Here is a 17,064-nt window from a genome sequence, read left to right as displayed (position 1 = left end):
GGCTGAAAATGAAAAAAGCACGCGTAATTTATAACCCTACCTCGGGAAAAGAATTATTGAAAAAAAATTTGGCGGATATCCTGCAGGCATTAGAAGAAGCAGGATTTGAAGCCAGCGCCTATGCCACTACACCAGAACCTGATTCAGCCAAGAATGAAGCACGCAGAGTTGCAGAACTAGGTTTTGATCTAGTAGTGGCAGCTGGGGGCGACGGAACGATCAACGAAGTGGTCAATGGGATCGCTCCGCTTGAACACCGTCCTAAAATGGCCATTATCCCAGCCGGTACGACGAACGACTATGCTCGAGCATTAAAAATTCCTAGAGATAATATTAAAGCAGCAGCAGAAGTAATAAAAAAACACCAAACCGTAAAAATGGACATCGGTCTTTCTGATAGCAGTTACTTCATCAATATCGCTGCAGGCGGCTATTTGACAGAATTGACTTATGAAGTTCCATCAGAACTAAAGAGTATTTTTGGTTATCTTGCCTACCTTGCGAAAGGAGCAGAGATGCTGCCTCGAGTAAAGCCAATCAAAATGCGCTTGAAGTATGATGAAGGGGAATATATCGGAAATGCTTCGATGTTTTTCCTAGGGCTGACGAACTCTGTTGGAGGATTCGAACAGATCGCGCCAGATGCCAAATTGGATGATGGCAAGTTTTCTTTGATCATTGTGAAGACAGCAAATATCTTTGAGATCTTGCATATTGCGGCACTCATGCTGAATGGCGGTCGACATGTCGATGATCCAAGAGTAATCTATACCAAAACAAGCAGTTTGTTCGTCGAAACAGAAGATGATATCAATCGACCAGTAATGATCAACTTAGATGGTGAATATGGCGGGGAAGCACCGATGCATTTCCAAAATCTTCATCAACACATTGAGTTCTTTGCCAATACCGATCAGATTCCTGATGAAGCAATCACAGGCACAGATGAAGAAGAATTAGAGGTTGTCAGCAAAGAATTCGTAAAAGAAGTCGAACGTTTAACGGATGAAGATATCGACGGTGACGGAAAAATAGCAGACGAAACACCTAATCAAAAGAATTAATCAAAAGCCGGTGCTGAACGTAGTAAGGTCAGTGCCGGTTTTAGTTGTGTAATTAGCTGATTTATAGTAGAGTTCAGTAGGATTGAAAAATAGGCTTAAAGGAGCAAAATATGACAGAACAGCAAATAGTAAAGAAAAACGAACGATATACAGTCGAAATCGTCGACTTGAGTTATGAAGGAATGGGGGTAGCAAAAATCGATGGTTATCCATTGTTTATCGAAAATGCACTACCTGGAGAAGAAGTAGAAATACTAGTAGTGAAAGCAGGCAATAAGTTTGGGTATGGGAAAGTCGAAACATTTATTACACAATCTCCTGATCGCCAGCCTGTAGAAAACAATGCATTACTTCGCACAGGTATCGCACCTTTAGCCCATTTGAAGTATGAACAACAGCTTGTCTTCAAACAAAAACAAGTAGAGCATGTAATGGCGAAGATTGCTAAGATGCCAGAAGTTCCTGTACTTCCAACGGTCGGAATGGCAGAACCATTCGGCTACCGTAATAAAGCACAGATCCCTGTTCGCCGTATCGATGGACAGTTAGCCACCGGTTTTTACAAAAAGAATAGCCATGATCTAGTCCCTATCGAAGATTTTTATATCCAAGATCCTGTCATCGATCAAGCAATCAAAGTAGTCAGAGATATCTTGCAACGGTTCCAAGTACGAGGATATAATGAAGAAAAAAATGAAGGCCAGCTTCGTCACATCATTATCCGTCGTGGTCATTATTCCCATGAAATGATGGTCGTTTTAGTTACTCGTAAAGAAAAATTCTTTAAATCCAAGGAAATTGCTGAAGCCATTCATGAAGAATTGCCGGAAGTGGTTTCGGTCATCCAAAATATCAATGAAGAAAAAACAAATGTGATTTTAGGAGACAAAGAAAAAGTTTTATATGGCAGAGACTATATCGAAGATCAGCTATTAGGAAAAACCTATCGAATCTCAGCAAAGTCATTTTATCAAGTAAATACTCAACAAGCAGAGTATCTGTACCAAACAGCCATCGAGTTTGCTGAGTTAGATAAAAAAGACATTGTGATCGACGCTTATTCAGGAATAGGTACGATTGGCTTGTCTTTAGCAGACAGAGTGGATAAGGTGTATGGGATGGAAGTTATTCCAGAAGCAATTGAAGATGCACAGTTCAATGCTTTAAATAATAAAATCGAAAATGTTCATTATGAAGTCGGAAAAGCAGAGAAAGTCATGAAAAAATGGCAAGAAAAAGGGATCAAACCATCTGTGATCGTAGTTGACCCTCCACGAAAAGGATTAGATCATCATTTTATTGAATCAGCAATCGAAATGTCACCAGAACGAATCGTCTATATCTCGTGTAATCCGGCAACTTTTGCAAGAGATGCTAAGTTATTTGCAGAAGCAGGTTATGCCGTGAAGAAAGTTCAGCCTGTAGATCTTTTCCCGCAAACCCATCATATCGAATTAGTCGCTTCATTCGTTAAAGGAGAATAAAAATGGACCAAAAAGAAAAAATGAAAGAATTGATCAAAAAGAAACAAGGTGGAGGCCGATCCAAACAAATGGAAACACCTAAGAATGATCGTAAAAACATGAGAAAAGGCCCTAAGATCTTTAATAAGTAATATGGTTAAAAAGGATGGGGAACGATGATCTTGATGATCGTTCCCCATCCTTTCGCTATTTAAATCCTCATACACTTTGTTTTATATTCTTGAAAATGTTATAACCTAAAAAAGATAAAAAAAGAGTGAATAAATGCCGCTATACTCCACATTTTTTGGTAATTCAATCGGCTGTTCGTGAAAAAGTCGTTGAAAATGAGGGGTTAAAAAAGTCATGATGACAAAAGAAACAAGAAACGTAGCTGCATTTAGAAAAGCTTAGAAAAACTCATGAAAGCCATCAGAATTGCTCCTGCTGACTGGAAAGCTACATACGAGGCCATTCCAAAATATTTAGCTGATTGCATTCAGATATTTTAACATTTTTTGTGTTCAACCAGTAATGAGACAAAGAGGCTGGGACAGAAGCGTTTAACTCCAAGAAATAAGAAGGAATTCACGAAAATTGCTTTTTCAAATTTTTGTTAATTTCAGCTTATTTCCGAAGGAGTTGCTTCTGCTTCCGCCGTTTATACGTGTTTAGAGCGTGGGACAAAAGTGTTCTTTACTTTTGTCCCACGCTCTTTTGGCTATGCTACCTGAAATTGACTATTATAAAGGCTAGCATAAAGCGTTGGTGCTTGGAGTAATTCAGAATGCGTTCCTTTTTCGACGATATCGCCGTTTTTCATTACAAGGATCATATCTGCATTTTCAATCGTTGACAAACGGTGGGCAATGACAAAACTTGTCCTGTCTTTTGTCACAGCCTCCATTGCTTGCTGGATCAATGCTTCTGTTCGTGTATCTACACTAGAAGTTGCTTCATCTAAAATAACGACAGGGGGATTTGCCAGAATGACCCGTGCAATTGTTAATAATTGTTGCTGCCCTTGAGATAACGTACCATTTTCGCTAGAGATGATTGTGTCATATCCCTCTGGCAGTGTTCGAATAAAGTGATCACATTGCGCGATTTCAGCCGCTTCGATAATTTGTTCTCTCGTGGCATCCATTTTCCCATAGGCAATATTATCGGCCACTGTTCCTTCAAACAGCCAGGTATTTTGTAAGACCATCCCAAAAGAACGGCGTAGTTCTCCACGCGAAAGCTTGGTAATATCGCGGCCGTCAAATTCGATCTTTCCTTTATTCAGTTCATAAAAACGCATCAGCAGATTGACTAAAGTCGTTTTTCCTGCACCAGTTGGTCCAACGATCGCCACAGTTTGTTTTGGTTTTACTGAAAAATCAACTTGATTCATCAATATTTTATCCGATGTGTAACCAAATTGTACATTTTTGAAAGCTATTTTTCCTTTCGGTTCTTCCAAAAGTTTTGCTTCTGGTAGGTCCGGAATTTCATCTGTTTCATCTAATATCTCAAAGATCCTTTCGATTGCTGCCATTGCGGATTGGATCGAGTTGATCACATAAGAAGCAGTGGAAATTGGTTCAGAGATCTGATTGATGTACTGAAGGTAAGCTTGTAAGAAGCCAATCGTCACACCGCCAGAAAGAACGAGTATAGCACCGAATACCGCACTTATGATGAAGGCAAGTTGATTGATGAAACGGATTGCCGGATAGATAGCAAAGTTCATAAATTGAGCACGTTTAAAAGCATTGTATTGTTTTTTGTTTACTTCATGTATAGAAGCTTCTGCATGAGCTTGCTGATTGAATGTTTTGACTACTAGATTACCAGCTAAGATTTCTTCCATCCGATTATTCAAGACACCTAGTTCATATTGGTTTTGTTCAGAAATCTGTTTGTTTTTATTCGCAATTTTAGTTGTAACAATTGAACTTCCGACGATCAGCAATAAGACGAGCAAAGTAAGCTTGCTTTCGATATAAAACAGCATTAGACCAGCAGCAGCTATTGTTACGACAGAAGTGAAAAATTGATTGATACCTGTCAATAACACTTGAGAAAGCTGATTGAGTCCGGTAGTCGTCCGACTGATGATGTCGCCGACTTGATGATTATCAAAAAACGACATCGGTAACGTTTTGAATTTTTTTGTGATTTCTTTTCGTACCCTCAATGTGATCTTTTCGCTTAATGCTGCCATTGTACGTTCTTGGATAAATGAAGCAATACTACTTAGGACTGAGCAGCCGATCAGCAATAAGACAGGGAACAGCAATGCTTGTTTGATATCACTGAAAGAAAGCTGTCCAATACCTGTTTTTCTAATTTGCGACAACAAATCATCAATCCCGATTCCCATGATCAGGGGCATGGCTACAACTAATAGGTTGCCCAATAAACTACAGAGAAACAATCCGTAAAAATATTTATGTTCAGGTTTGATCATTTTCCAAAAACGTATCAAAGCGCGTGTGTTCAACGTTTTTTTCTTTTCCATCGAATCCCTTCTTTCTATATTCCTTGTGATTTGGCAAATTCCTGATATGTTTGACAATTAGACAATAGTTCTTCATGAGTACCTTGTCCTACGATTTTTCCTTCATCTAAAACAATGATGTTATCTGCTTGTTGGATCGTACTGAGACGTTGAGCAACAATCACGAGAGTTTTCTCTGACATATGTTTATGGAGTGCTGCCCTTAATGCTGCGTCTGTTTTATAGTCTAAAGCGGAAAAACTATCATCGAATACATAGATTTCTGCTGGTTTGATCAATGCTCGAGCAATGCATATCCGCTGTTTCTGTCCGCCAGAGTAATTAGAACCACCTTGAGCAACAAAGCTATCTAATCCATCAGGAAGAGTGTCCACTAGTTCTTCTAATTGGGCGATCTTGATCGCTTTAGCCAATTCTTCTGGTAAAGCATGTTCATTTCCCATCTGCAAGTTGCTTAAGATCGTACCGCTGAATAAGAAGGCTTTTTGAGGGACATAACTGATGTGGGAGCGGATCTGTTCCTGCGTCATTTGAGTAAGAGGGATACCACCAAGGGTCACTTTTCCTACCGTAGGATCACTTAGTCTCAAGAGAAGTTTTGCTAAACTACTTTTTCCAGATCCGGTCCCGCCAACAATCGCCGTTGTTTTTCCTTTAGGTATTGTAAAATCAATATCTTCTAGAACTGGATCAGAAGTTTCAGTATATTTGAATGTGACATGTTCAAAAGCAGCTGCATTTGTCTGAGCAAAGGATGGTTTAGCAACTGTTTGGATCGTCTCTTCTTTAATTTCGATCTCTGCTTCGAGTATTTCTTCTATTCGTCGTAAAGAGGCGAATGATTTAGGGATAATGACCAGTACCATGGCTGCAATCATCAAATAAGCAAGTGTCAGCATAGAGTATTCCACTACCGCGGTCACGACCCCGATCTGTAACGTCCCATCTGCCACAAGATTTCCGCCAAACCACAAAATAGAAGCATAAACGATTCCCATGAGTAAAAAAGCAATTGGAGTGACCCAAGCAAAGATTCGGTTCACTTTGATCATTTGACTAGCATAATCTGCAAAGGTCTGATTCGTTCGCTTTTCTTCATATGATTGATTATCAAAGGCACGGATCATATTGATCCCCGTAAAGAATTCTCTCAATGTGATGGTGATCCGATCCATTTTTGGTTGGATACTCAAAGATAAAGGCGTTCCTCGTTTCATCAGTCGGTAAACGATCCATACGTAAAAAACAACAGAGAATAATGTAACCCATGTAAGCAATAGAGAATAACGAAACATCATGAGGATGGTGAAAAAGCAAATAACTGGTGCTGGTAAAATCATTTGGCAAAATAAAACAATCATTTGCTGGACATTATCGACATCATTCGTCATTCTTGTCAAAAGAGATCCAGAACTGAAACGGCTGATATCCTTCATTGACAGTTGTTGGAATTTACGGAAATATTTCTCTCGTGTCTGGAAACCAAACCGAGCGGATGCCAATGCTGAAAAGTAACTAGAGGCAACTGCAGCGATCGTTCCTAGAAATGCTACAAGTAGCATTTCAACGCCGATTTTCTTGATAACAGAGGCTTCGCCACTTGCTATACCTGTGTCGATCAGTTTGGCTACTAATTTTGGTACACCTAATGTACCGGCGATTTGTAAACAGATCATCACAAAGGTAAGGAGAGCGAGTCCTTTGTTTTGCTGTAAGAATTTTTTTAAGATAGTCATATTATTCCTCCTTTTTCCTGATACTTTTCGATTCTATACCTTAAAGTAGCTTGAAGGTCAATAGAAAAAAGAATAAACTAGAAAAGAGGTGAGAAAAAATGAAAAAAATGTACACGATCGGCCAAGTATCAGAACTGTTCGATTTGCCAAAATCAACGATTCGCTATTGGGATGAACAGGGTCTGATCCGGTCAAGCAGACAGGAAGAGAATGATTACCGCTTGTTTGATATCGACGATATTTTTATGCTTTATGATATTGTTTTTTATAGAAAATTAGATATACCGATCAAGCAGATGAAGAATTTATATGGTAAAACGCTGACGGAGTTATATGAGACACTTGATGAAACAGAAAAAAGAATCCATAAAGAACTATTGATAATGAAACAAAAACAGAAAGAGATAAGGGCGCGAAAAAAACAGTTGAAATTGATGATCGATACAAACGAGGAAGAATTTCCTATAGAAGAGATCCCTTTTGACTGTATGATCTCAACGGAATTTGAGGATATTGTGGAAATAAAACAATTTCTACCGAACTATTCGAGTTTTGGAATGATGAGTATGCCAGCTTCCAGTTCGCAAACGATGTACGGCTTTTTTATCGACCCTAGTGAGATACATTTATTTTCCCAAGATGTGATTTGGAAGAAAAAAGATACGACTGTTTATCGCCGGTTTTTATTGAAATCTGAGATGAACCATGCGGAACGTAATAATATCTTAGAAGTCAGAAAAACAATGCATGAAAAAGGGTGGGAAACAGGAGAAGTGATCGGACAATATCTATTGACAAATACGGACGAAAACAATATCAGAATTGAATATTATCATGCATGGATGGAAATGAAAAAATAGGAAAGAAATATTTAGGATAAGTGGATTGAATGGATGAAAACGAAATAAGAGAGAAACTGCTTGATTTTTTTATTAAAAAAAGATTGACAAAATGAAACGAAAGTGGGATATTAATTAGCAAATAATGAAGCGTTGAAGAGAAGAGTAGCTGATCGGAAATAAGTACAGAGACCTTGGTAGGTGAGCAAGGATTGTTTGGTCAGTGAAGATGAGCTCTGAGTTTTTTGGATTGTTCACGCAATCTAAACGGTAAAGCGACCGATAACTCGCCGGGTATACAATCTGTACCGATGAGGCATTATTTGTGAGAATAATGCAAATAAGGGTGGTAACACGAAGTATTCGTCCCTTTTGTCGTTCAACGGCAAAAGAGGCGGGTACTTTTTTCTTTTTTTGAAAAGCTTCTTACGCTTTGTTAAAACATGATTATTGGAGGAGATTTTTTATGACAATTCGAACAACATCACCATTTCGCTATGACATCGTCGGGAGCTTTTTACGTCCTGAAAAGCTGAAAGAGGCAAGGACTCGTTTTACCGATGGGGAAATCACACAAGAAGAACTTCGAAAAGTAGAAGATGAAACAATCATCGAATTGATAAAAAAACAAGAAGGAGCTGGTTTGAAAGCTGTTACTGATGGAGAGTTCCGTCGCAGCTGGTGGCACTTGGACTTCTTTTATGGGTTGAATGGCGTGGAATTTTATGTGCCTGAACATGGCTATTTCTTTCATGGAGAAGAGACACGTCCTGGTACAGTGATTGTGACGGGGAAAATTTCTGGTACGAACCACCCTTTCGTCGAACATTTTAAATTCACTCAGGCTCATACAAGTCAAGGCATCGAAGTGAAACAGACAATTCCTGCTCCAGCTCAAATTTTAGTGGAACTACTTCGTCCGGATATATTACCCCATGTTCGAAAAGTCTATGAAGACAATCAAACATTGATCAAAGATATCATCGCAGCTTATCGTCAAGTGATCGACGACTTATATGAAGCAGGTGCGCGGACGATCCAGCTAGATGATTGTACATGGGGAGTATTAGTTGCACCACTTCCTAAAGGGTTTGCGATGGATGAGGGAAAAGATGAAAAAGAAGTTCGTCGGGAACTAGCAAATCTTTATTTAACGATCAACAATGCAGTCTTAGCTGACCAGCCGGATGATTTAACACTCAATACACATGTCTGTCGCGGGAATTATCATTCTACTTGGGCAGCATCGGGGGGCTATGACGACGTAGCAGATCCATTATTTACTCAAGAAAATGTCCGTGCCTATTATTTAGAATACGATAGTGAACGTGCTGGGAGTTTTGCACCTTTAGCGAAAGTTTCCGAAGATAAATTAGTCGTATTAGGCTTGATCACAACAAAAAGTGGTGAACTGGAAGAGCGCCAGCAAGTGATTGACCGGATCTACGAAGCAACACGATATCTGCCTTTGGATCGTTTGTGCTTAAGTCCTCAATGCGGATTTGCTTCAACAGAAGAAGGAAATATTTTGTCTGAAGAAGAACAATGGGAAAAGATTGCTTTTGTCAAAAGCATTGCAGAAGAAGTTTGGGGGAACAATTAAATCATGCAGGAGAGCTTGCTAGGAAAGAACACTATGGTATAATCAGAATGCTTAATATTAATTACTGAGGGAGACTTATGAAAAAGAAAATTCTTAAATTTATCGGATGGTTCTTCGGAATCATTCTTGGGATCGCGTTTGCAATCTTTCTTGCCTTCCAGCTTTCCCCCAGACCCGGAGCATTCTTAATCAACCATATGTTTTCAAATACTGTTCAAATCACCGATCAGAAAACGTTCAATCAAGCAGAAAAAAACGTGGCGAAAAAAACAGATTTGACGTACGAGTCCAACTATAAAGAGAATACGTATGATATCTACTATCCAAAAAACAGCAAGGGACCTGTTCCTGTTCTGTTTTGGGTACATGGTGGAGGGTTCGTCGGCGGAGATAAATCAGGTGTCAAGGAATTTGCGACAAAATTAGTATCAGACGCCAACATCGCAGTGGTGGCGATGAATTATGAATTAGCGCCTGATTCAGAATACCCTAATCAAGTTCTTCAAGTGAATGAGCTAGTCAAAGATTTATTAGCTGAAGACGACGACAAACTGCTAGACATGGAACAACTATTTTTTGGCGGAGATAGTGCAGGTGCACAAATCGCTTTGCAATATGCAGCTCTACAAACAAATGAAGCGTATGCCAAACAAATGAAAATCAAACAGGTACTTCCAAAAGATAGTTTGAAAGGAACCATTTCTTATTGCGGACCCGTTGATTTGAAACTAACAGCACAGCAACATTCGGATGATCGATTTATGAAGTTCTTCGTCAAAACCGTTGCATGGTCGTTGATTGGAACAAAAGATTGGAAAACGAGCGAGCAACTGAAAGAAGCTAGTGTGGCTGACCATGTTTCTAAGGAATTTCCGCCAACGTATATAACTGACGGAAATGCATACTCATTCCAAGAGCAAGGTCAAGCATTAGAAAATCGGTTGACAGAATTAAAGGTACCTGTGCAATCCTTGTTTTATACAGATACAAAAAAAGAGATTACCCATGAATACCAATTTGATTACACGCTAAAAGAATCGCAAAATTGTTACCAGCAGACATTGGATTTTGTGAATAAGTATAAGTAAGAGGTTGTGAAAAAGCCGTTTAGTTTTGAGTATGAAGAAACGAAGCGGCTTTTCACAACCTCTCTTTTAATACCTTTTTGTTCTTGGGATAAAACTTTCCCGAACAATCAATCGTGCAGGATAAGTCAAAATGATTGGTTCGTCCCGTATTCCGTCAATTCGCTCCAATGCCATTCGAACAGCTGCTTGCCCAATTGATTTCGCATTGATTTGAACACTGGTCAAGCCAGGGGAGAGGTTTGCGATTGTCTCGATATTATCAAAGCTTGCTACAACAATCTCTTCTCCAATTTGGATATTTTTTTGTTTCAATGCGCGATAGACACCGATTGCCATTGGATCGCTCCCGACAAGAATGGCAGTAGGAAGAGGAGATTCATTTTCTAATAGATCAGTCGCAAGTACCTCACCTTGTTTTTCTGTCCAGCCACCTAGACGATAAGAAATATACTTTTCCAAGTGATGATCTGCCATAAAATGTTGATAGGCACGCATCCTTTTTTCATTTGTAGAAATCTGTTTCCCACCAAATTCATCCATATCGACTTTATATCCCCCGATATAGGCTATTCTTTTATGGCCATTTTCTAAGAACAATTCCAGTACGGTTTTAGTCATCCGTTCAAGATCTGCATAGACCATATCGACCTCTTGCTGGATGTCAGGGTTATCCACGACGACTATTTGCATGTTTTGTTTTAACAAGGCGGTAATCGATTCTTTCGTAACGGTCCCAACAACGATCACCGCACCTAACTGATCTAGATCTTCCCATTGTTTAGGATTATCAGATAGATTATAGATTCGATTCATCCCTAAATGCAGACGTCGAGCTTCTTCTTCCATCCCTACTCGCAAATGTTTGTAATAGATATCCTGTTCTTCGCTCGCCTTGCCGATCGTAGAGATCACACCAATCGAAGGCATTCTCTTTTTGATATATTTTCGAGTACTGATATCATAATCCAACGCAGCTGCTGCCTCTACTATTCGTTGCCGAGTAGCCTGAGCCACATGGATCGTCTGATCGTTATTCAACACGCGGGAAACTGTAGCAGGAGAGACATTTGCCTTTCGTGCGACATCTCTAATTCCAACCATTTTTACACACTCCTCAAAAAAACAAAAAAATTCTATTGACAAAATTGTTTAGTAAACAGTATACAGGAATTATAAAAAAAGTAAACGGTTTCCGTTTTGGTGGGAGTGAAATGATGGATATTACGCATAGAAAAACAGAAAAAAATTTCATCTTATTTGATGAAAAGAGCCGAGTCTTCCATTTACGAAATACATTTCTTTCTTATCTGATAAAGATAGAAGAGAGCAATGTATTGGCGCATATTTATTTTGGCAAACCAGTCAAGCAGTACAAAGACAATAAAAATTATCCCCGAAGAGATCGTGGATTTTCAGGAAATATTCCCTTAAATCCTGACCGGTCTCTGTCGAAAGATACACTACCACAAGAATACTCTTCTCATGGCAGCATGGACTTTCGAACGCCCGCATCGATCATTCAGCGCAAGAATGGGTCAGACTTACTGGATCTGAGATATGACAGTCATTATATTACAGATGGGAAGCCAGACATCGAAGGCTTGCCTCAAACTTATGTGCTAGACAAGTCAGAGGCACAAACGTTGGTGATTTCACTTAAGGATAGAGAAACAGCGATTTATTTCGATTTGTTCTATACCATATTTAGTGATAGAGCAGTGATCACACGATCTGTAAAGATAAGAAATGAAACCAGAGAAACAATCAAACTAGAAAAAGCAGCTAGTTTCCAGCTAGATTTTGCCCATACTAGGCGATTTGATGAAGTCATTGCTTTGCCAGGAGCACAGGTCAATGAAAGACAGATCTCACGGCAATCTCTTTTATCTGGAACAAAAGTATTTGAAAGCCGTCGAGGAACGAGCAGTCACCATATGAATAACTTTATTGCTTTAGTTCATCATCATACGACAGAAAATACTGGAGAAGCGATTGGACTTCAATTTGTTTATTCCGGCAACCATTCTTTCGAACTTGAAAAAGATCAGATCAATCAATTGAGAGTCGTCGGTGGGATCAACAGCCATCGTTTTTCGTGGGAATTGAATGCAAATCAGTCTTTTCAAACACCTGAAATGATTCTTTCTTACTCAAGTCAGGGATTGAACAAAATGAGTCAGATCCACCATGAGTTGCTACGTGAAAGAATCGCAAGAGGTCGTCATCAATTTGCTGAGCGGTCGATTCTTGTCAATAACTGGGAAGCCACTTACTTTGACTTCAATAGTGAAAAAATCAAGGCGATCATTGATGAAGCAAAGGAGCTAGGCATCGAAATGTTCGTATTAGATGATGGCTGGTTTGGAAAAAGAGATGCGGACAATTCTTCATTAGGAGACTGGTTCGAGTATGAAGGCAAGTTGACAAATGGATTACGTGAAATAGCAGATTATGCTCATAGCAAAGGATTGAAATTTGGTTTATGGTTTGAACCAGAAATGATCTCCATTGATTCTGAACTGTATCGAACACATCCTGATTTTCTTATGCAGGAGCCAGGTAGAATGCCTTCTGCTTCCAGATCACAACATGTACTGGATTTTACAAGGTTAGATGTTCGGCAGACGATTGAGAAACAAATGAGAAAGATTTTAGACACGATTCCTCTTGACTACATCAAATGGGATATGAACCGTTCGCTTTCAGATGTCTATTCGATTACCCTTGACCCACAGAGACAAGGAGAAGTAGCGCATCGTTACATGCTTGGGCTTTATGAACTACTCGAACATTTGACAGCTGATTATCCGGAAATCTTATGGGAAGGCTGTTCTGGTGGAGGCGGGCGGTTTGATGCTGGTTTTATTTATTATATGCCGCAGTCCTGGACAAGTGATAACACGGATGCAGTGGAGCGTATGAAAATCCAATATGGAACAAGTCTTGCTTATCCGATTTCGTCCATCACGGCTCATGTATCAGCTGTACCAAATCATCAGACTGGCAGATCTACTTCGTTGAAAACAAGAGGAGAAACAGCTATGAGCGCTGTTTTTGGTTATGAACTGGATTTGACAAAGCTGTCTCCTGAAGAAAAAAAGCAAGTCAAAGACCAAATTATATCCTATCAAACGATTCGTCCGGTGATCCAGTACGGCCATTATTATCGTTTGGCGAGTCCTTTTGAAGAAAATATTGCCGCATGGATGTTTGTGTCTCCTAAACAAGATGAAGCTATTGTGTTTTTAGGGAGGATACTAGCTTCAGCTCAACCAGCGTTCCATGAAGTATATCTGATGGGGTTAGATGATGAGGCACTTTATCAGGAACAGACCTCGAAGCGGATATTTTCGGGGGCCGAATTGATGGCAGTCGGACTTTACTTCCCTGATTTTCAAGGTGATTTCCAAACAGAGCTGCTTCATTTCAAAAAGTTATGAGAGAGAAGGAAAAAAGTATGAAAGCAAATATAAAATGGTTAGATGATCCACAAGTTTTTAGAGTGAACCAATCGAATGCGCATAGTGATCATGTTTGCTATGCAACAAGGGAAGAAGTAGCAACCACATCATCCCTTAAACAGTCTTTAAATGGAACATGGCGTTTTTGTTATTCACCAAATCCTTCGGTACGTCCAAAAACATTTTATAAAAATGATTTTGATGCCTGTTCTTTTGATGAAATCACTGTTCCTAGTCATATTGAATTAGCAAATTATGACAAGATCCATTACATCAATACGATGTATCCGTGGGAGGGACATGTATTTCGCCGTCCCCCTTTCACGACAAGCCCGGAGAAAGAGGCGAAAGGGATCTTTTCAACTGCTAAAGACAATCCGGTCGGTTCGTATTTGACGACTTTTCGATTAGAAGAAGGTCTAAAGGGAAAACAAATCTCGATACATTTTGCTGGTGTAGAACAAGCAATGTTCCTTTGGTTGAATGGCCATTTTATCGGGTATGCCGAAGATTCGTTCACTCCGTCTGAATTTGATTTAACACCTTATTTGGAAGAAGAAAATATTCTAGCTGTGGAGGTTTACAAAAGAAGTACAGCTGCATTCTTGGAAGATCAGGACTTTTTCCGATTTTTTGGAATCTTCAGAGATGTCTACTTAGTTGCTCGAGGACAAAACCATTTAGAAGATCTTTGGATCAAACCTCGCTTAGATGACAAATGTCAAAATGGCAAACTTGAAGTAGATTTGTCTTTTGAACAAGTAGCCAAAAACAGTCAGCTGAATGTAGCGATACTAGATCCTGAGGGGAAGGAAATCTATCAACAGCAATATCCGTTAAAAGAGCAAATGACGATTCGGATCGATGGATTTGAAAACGTGGCACTGTGGGGGCATTTTCAGCCCAATTTATATAAGCTTGAATTGGAGACGATAGACGAAGAAAAAAGAGTAACGGAATATATTGACTATTCCTTCGGTTTTCGTAAAATCGAAATCAAAGATAAAATCATCTATTTCAATGGAAAACGAATGATTATCAACGGAGTAAATCGACATGAATGGCATCCGAAAAAAGGACGCGCCATCACTATAGAAGATATGGAAAAAGATTTGGCTATCATAAAAAATGCAAAGATCAACGGCGTACGGACATCTCATTACCCCAACCAGATCACTTGGTATTATTTATGCGACCAAGCAGGCATCCATGTGATGGCGGAAACGAACCTCGAATCCCATGGCTCATGGCAAAAAATGGGTGCATTTGAGCCTTCTTACAACGTGCCAGGTGCAGTACCTCAGTGGCAGGCTGCTGTTCTTGATCGGGCAAAAACGAATTTCGAAACATTAAAAAACCATCCAAGCATTCTTTTTTGGTCTCTTGGAAATGAATCCTATGCGGAAGAAAACATTCGACAAATGAACGATTACTTCAAAAAAGTAGACCCCGATCGACTCGTCCATTATGAAGGGAATTTTCCAAATCCAGCATTCGAAGATTCGATTTCAGATGTAAAAAGCTGCATGTATGCGCCACCAGAAGAGATCGTTGACTACCTTGAAAATAAAGCGGAAAAACCGTTCATCTTATGTGAATACATGCATGACATGGGGAATTCGTTAGGTGGAATGGATTCTTACATGATGTTGCTTGATCGTTATGAAATGTACCAAGGAGGCTATATATGGGATTTTAAAGATCAGGCGATCCAAGTGACTGATCCAATCACTGGTCGAGAAGTGATGCGCTATGGCGGTGACTTTGACGATAAACCAAGTGACTATGAATTCTCAGGGAATGGGATCGTTTTTGCAGATGGACAAGAAAAACCCGCCATGCAGGAGGTAAGATATTATTATGAAAAATACAGTAAATAAAAGTCATATGGAGACGGAAAAAGTTGCAATCGTCTTCGGCGACTGTACATTAGGTGTCAAATCGGGAAATACGCATTATATTTTTTCTTATACAAGAGGCGGACTGGAATCACTCAATAAAAACGGAAAAGAATGGCTATACCGGGAAACACTTCCAGTTTTTTGGCGGGCAACGACCGATAATGACAGAGGTAGTGGATTTGGATTTAAATCTGGTATGTGGTTAGGAGCCGGATTGTATCCAAAAGTCAAAGAAATAGAAGTACTGGTGGACGATAAAAAGATCGATTTGCCGATTGCTCCAGTAAATAATCAATATTCAAGTAATGAATACGCTGGAACGGTTGAAATCATTTTTACACTGGAAATCAACACAGTACCAAAAACACAAGTGACAATTTCCTACCAAATCGCTGGAGAGGGTAAAATGCTTGTTAAGATGCATTATGTTGGACAAAAAGGGTTGCCGGAATTACCAGCATTGGGTATAAGGTTCATTATGCCAACAAAAGCAAAATTCTTTGAGTATGAAGGTTTATCAGGGGAAACATATCCGGATCGGCTGGCTGGTGGTATCGAAGGTATTTATAAAGTGGAAGGACTCCCTATCCCTCCATACCTTGTTCCCCAAGAATGCGGTATGCATATGGAAACGAAATGGCTAGAACTAACAAGAAATCAAACATTGGATAATACGGACAACGATCAAGAAGACTTTTCGTTGCGGTTTGAACAGCAGGATACGCCATTTGCTTTTTCCGCTTTACCATTCAAAGCAGAAGAACTGGAACAGGCGACACATATAGAAGAACTACCGCCAGAAAGACGAACGGTTCTTACGATTTTTGCAAAAGTAAGAGGAGTCGGGGGTATCAATAGCTGGGGAGCGGATGTTGAGTCACCTTACCGCATCAGCGGCGAAGAGGACCATGAAATCAGCTTTATTATCCAGTAGCGATCTTTAGATGATTATTTGAAAAACGGAGTGTACAAGACAAAGCTGCTTTATTCTATATGTCATGAACAAGGGAGTAAAAGAGTCTCAGAGTCTTTTGTTCATGACTGTTTTCTTCAATAAAACCAATTGTTATTTTTCTGAAAAGCAAAGTTAACTATCAGAAAATTAAAAAAAGTTTCACAAAAATGATTGACAGTCGATTTTTTTATGTCTATACTAGGTACAATTCTTACATCAGTTTGGAGCGATTTTTTATGAAATCTAGAAAACTTACAAAACTGAATACGTATTACTTTAGCTATTTTAGATAGGTTTGTATTCATGACTTCGTGGGTACAAACAAACCAAGTTTGTATCTATGATGGCTAAAGATTTTTAAACACGACTTACAGCCACGTAGAGAAATTCATCTATAGTGGCTATTTTATATTTTTGCAGCGCTTTTTAAGGCTCGTTGAAGATGTTC

At 39.4% G+C, this 17,064-nt stretch carries 12 protein-coding genes and 1 other annotated feature; of the genes, 9 read left to right on the top strand and 3 right to left on the bottom strand.

The window, feature by feature from the left end; genetic code table 11:
• Positions 1–8: 8 nt before the first annotated feature.
• The 3 genes from RWU19_RS03425 to RWU19_RS03415 all read left to right on the top strand — a co-directional run bounded on the left by RWU19_RS03425 (position 9) and on the right by RWU19_RS03415 (position 2,679).
• Complete coding sequence (locus RWU19_RS03425) at positions 9–1,064, top strand: diacylglycerol kinase (protein WP_002292050.1); 1,056 nt, start codon at positions 9–11, stop codon at positions 1,062–1,064.
• 110 nt (positions 1,065–1,174) lie between these two features.
• Positions 1,175–2,548: a 23S rRNA (uracil(1939)-C(5))-methyltransferase RlmD gene (gene rlmD, locus RWU19_RS03420; RefSeq protein WP_002314856.1), complete on the top strand. Its 1,374-nt coding sequence runs from the start codon at positions 1,175–1,177 to the stop codon at positions 2,546–2,548.
• A 2-nt stretch (positions 2,549–2,550) separates the two neighbouring features.
• Positions 2,551–2,679 (top strand): 30S ribosomal protein S9, encoded by a 129-nt coding sequence (locus tag RWU19_RS03415; RefSeq protein WP_002295229.1) that lies wholly within the window; start codon positions 2,551–2,553, stop codon positions 2,677–2,679.
• A 569-nt stretch (positions 2,680–3,248) separates the two neighbouring features.
• On the opposite strand, the gene RWU19_RS03410 is transcribed toward RWU19_RS03415, so the two are convergent.
• Together RWU19_RS03410 and RWU19_RS03405 are read right to left on the bottom strand one after the other, a co-directional pair.
• On the bottom strand, positions 3,249–5,033 hold the full coding sequence (locus tag RWU19_RS03410; protein WP_086285960.1) for an ABC transporter ATP-binding protein: 1,785 nt from the start codon (positions 5,031–5,033) through the stop codon (positions 3,249–3,251).
• A gap of 14 nt (positions 5,034–5,047) precedes the next feature.
• Positions 5,048–6,769 carry an ABC transporter ATP-binding protein gene (locus tag RWU19_RS03405; protein ID WP_002342581.1) on the bottom strand — a complete coding sequence of 574 codons (1,722 nt, stop codon included), beginning with the start codon at positions 6,767–6,769 and terminating at the stop codon, positions 5,048–5,050.
• 98 nt (positions 6,770–6,867) lie between these two features.
• Here RWU19_RS03405 and RWU19_RS03400 point away from each other — a divergent pair, with 98 nt between their 5' ends.
• From RWU19_RS03400 to RWU19_RS03390, 3 genes are all read left to right on the top strand, one after another.
• The gene (locus tag RWU19_RS03400; RefSeq protein ID WP_202779735.1) at positions 6,868–7,629 is read left to right on the top strand and encodes a MerR family transcriptional regulator; all 762 of its coding nucleotides are present in this window, start codon (positions 6,868–6,870) and stop codon (positions 7,627–7,629) included.
• A gap of 123 nt (positions 7,630–7,752) precedes the next feature.
• Positions 7,753–7,982: a binding site (T-box leader), on the top strand.
• Between the two features lie 92 nt (positions 7,983–8,074).
• Entirely contained in the window at positions 8,075–9,211 is a 1,137-nt protein-coding gene (locus tag RWU19_RS03395; RefSeq protein WP_002292037.1) for a 5-methyltetrahydropteroyltriglutamate--homocysteine S-methyltransferase, read from the top strand.
• Positions 9,212–9,288: 77 nt separating this feature from the next.
• Positions 9,289–10,299, top strand: a complete 1,011-nt coding sequence (locus RWU19_RS03390; RefSeq protein WP_316002499.1) for an alpha/beta hydrolase — start codon at positions 9,289–9,291, stop codon at positions 10,297–10,299.
• 66 nt (positions 10,300–10,365) lie between these two features.
• Here the strand turns inward: RWU19_RS03390 and RWU19_RS03385 are convergent, their stop codons facing one another.
• Entirely contained in the window at positions 10,366–11,400 is a 1,035-nt protein-coding gene (locus RWU19_RS03385; RefSeq protein ID WP_002319100.1) for a LacI family DNA-binding transcriptional regulator, read from the bottom strand.
• 113 nt (positions 11,401–11,513) lie between these two features.
• Between RWU19_RS03385 and RWU19_RS03380 the strand changes: the two genes are divergently transcribed.
• From RWU19_RS03380 to RWU19_RS03370, 3 genes are read left to right on the top strand one after another with little or no spacing between them, the layout of a single operon-like run.
• Positions 11,514–13,739 (top strand): alpha-galactosidase, encoded by a 2,226-nt coding sequence (locus RWU19_RS03380; protein WP_316002498.1) that lies wholly within the window; start codon positions 11,514–11,516, stop codon positions 13,737–13,739.
• A gap of 17 nt (positions 13,740–13,756) precedes the next feature.
• Complete coding sequence (locus RWU19_RS03375; protein WP_316002497.1) at positions 13,757–15,640, top strand: glycoside hydrolase family 2 TIM barrel-domain containing protein; 1,884 nt, start codon at positions 13,757–13,759, stop codon at positions 15,638–15,640.
• The gene (locus RWU19_RS03370; protein ID WP_316002496.1) at positions 15,621–16,595 is read left to right on the top strand and encodes a beta-galactosidase small subunit; all 975 of its coding nucleotides are present in this window, start codon (positions 15,621–15,623) and stop codon (positions 16,593–16,595) included. Before RWU19_RS03375 ends, RWU19_RS03370 begins: the two co-directional genes overlap by 20 nt.
• Positions 16,596–17,064 lie beyond the last annotated feature (469 nt).

The sequence above is a fragment of the Enterococcus sp. 2STP genome, from assembly GCF_032465635.1.
Taxonomy (GTDB): domain Bacteria; phylum Bacillota; class Bacilli; order Lactobacillales; family Enterococcaceae; genus Enterococcus_B; species Enterococcus_B lactis.
This window is presented reverse-complemented; position numbering and strand designations above follow the sequence as displayed.

What these genes read in the sequence shown, in the direction of transcription:
- RWU19_RS03425 (WP_002292050.1), top strand. Translation starts at nt 9, where the DNA reads ATGAAAAAAGCACGCGTAATTTATAACCCTACCTCGGGAAAAGAATTA.
- rlmD (WP_002314856.1), top strand. Translation starts at nt 1,175, where the DNA reads ATGACAGAACAGCAAATAGTAAAGAAAAACGAACGATATACAGTCGAA.
- RWU19_RS03415 (WP_002295229.1), top strand. Translation starts at nt 2,551, where the DNA reads ATGGACCAAAAAGAAAAAATGAAAGAATTGATCAAAAAGAAACAAGGT.
- RWU19_RS03410 (WP_086285960.1), bottom strand. Translation starts at nt 5,033, where the DNA reads ATGGAAAAGAAAAAAACGTTGAACACACGCGCTTTGATACGTTTTTGG.
- RWU19_RS03405 (WP_002342581.1), bottom strand. Translation starts at nt 6,769, where the DNA reads ATGACTATCTTAAAAAAATTCTTACAGCAAAACAAAGGACTCGCTCTC.
- RWU19_RS03400 (WP_202779735.1), top strand. Translation starts at nt 6,868, where the DNA reads ATGAAAAAAATGTACACGATCGGCCAAGTATCAGAACTGTTCGATTTG.
- RWU19_RS03395 (WP_002292037.1), top strand. Translation starts at nt 8,075, where the DNA reads ATGACAATTCGAACAACATCACCATTTCGCTATGACATCGTCGGGAGC.
- RWU19_RS03390 (WP_316002499.1), top strand. Translation starts at nt 9,289, where the DNA reads ATGAAAAAGAAAATTCTTAAATTTATCGGATGGTTCTTCGGAATCATT.
- RWU19_RS03385 (WP_002319100.1), bottom strand. Translation starts at nt 11,400, where the DNA reads ATGGTTGGAATTAGAGATGTCGCACGAAAGGCAAATGTCTCTCCTGCT.
- RWU19_RS03380 (WP_316002498.1), top strand. Translation starts at nt 11,514, where the DNA reads ATGGATATTACGCATAGAAAAACAGAAAAAAATTTCATCTTATTTGAT.
- RWU19_RS03375 (WP_316002497.1), top strand. Translation starts at nt 13,757, where the DNA reads ATGAAAGCAAATATAAAATGGTTAGATGATCCACAAGTTTTTAGAGTG.
- RWU19_RS03370 (WP_316002496.1), top strand. Translation starts at nt 15,621, where the DNA reads ATGAAAAATACAGTAAATAAAAGTCATATGGAGACGGAAAAAGTTGCA.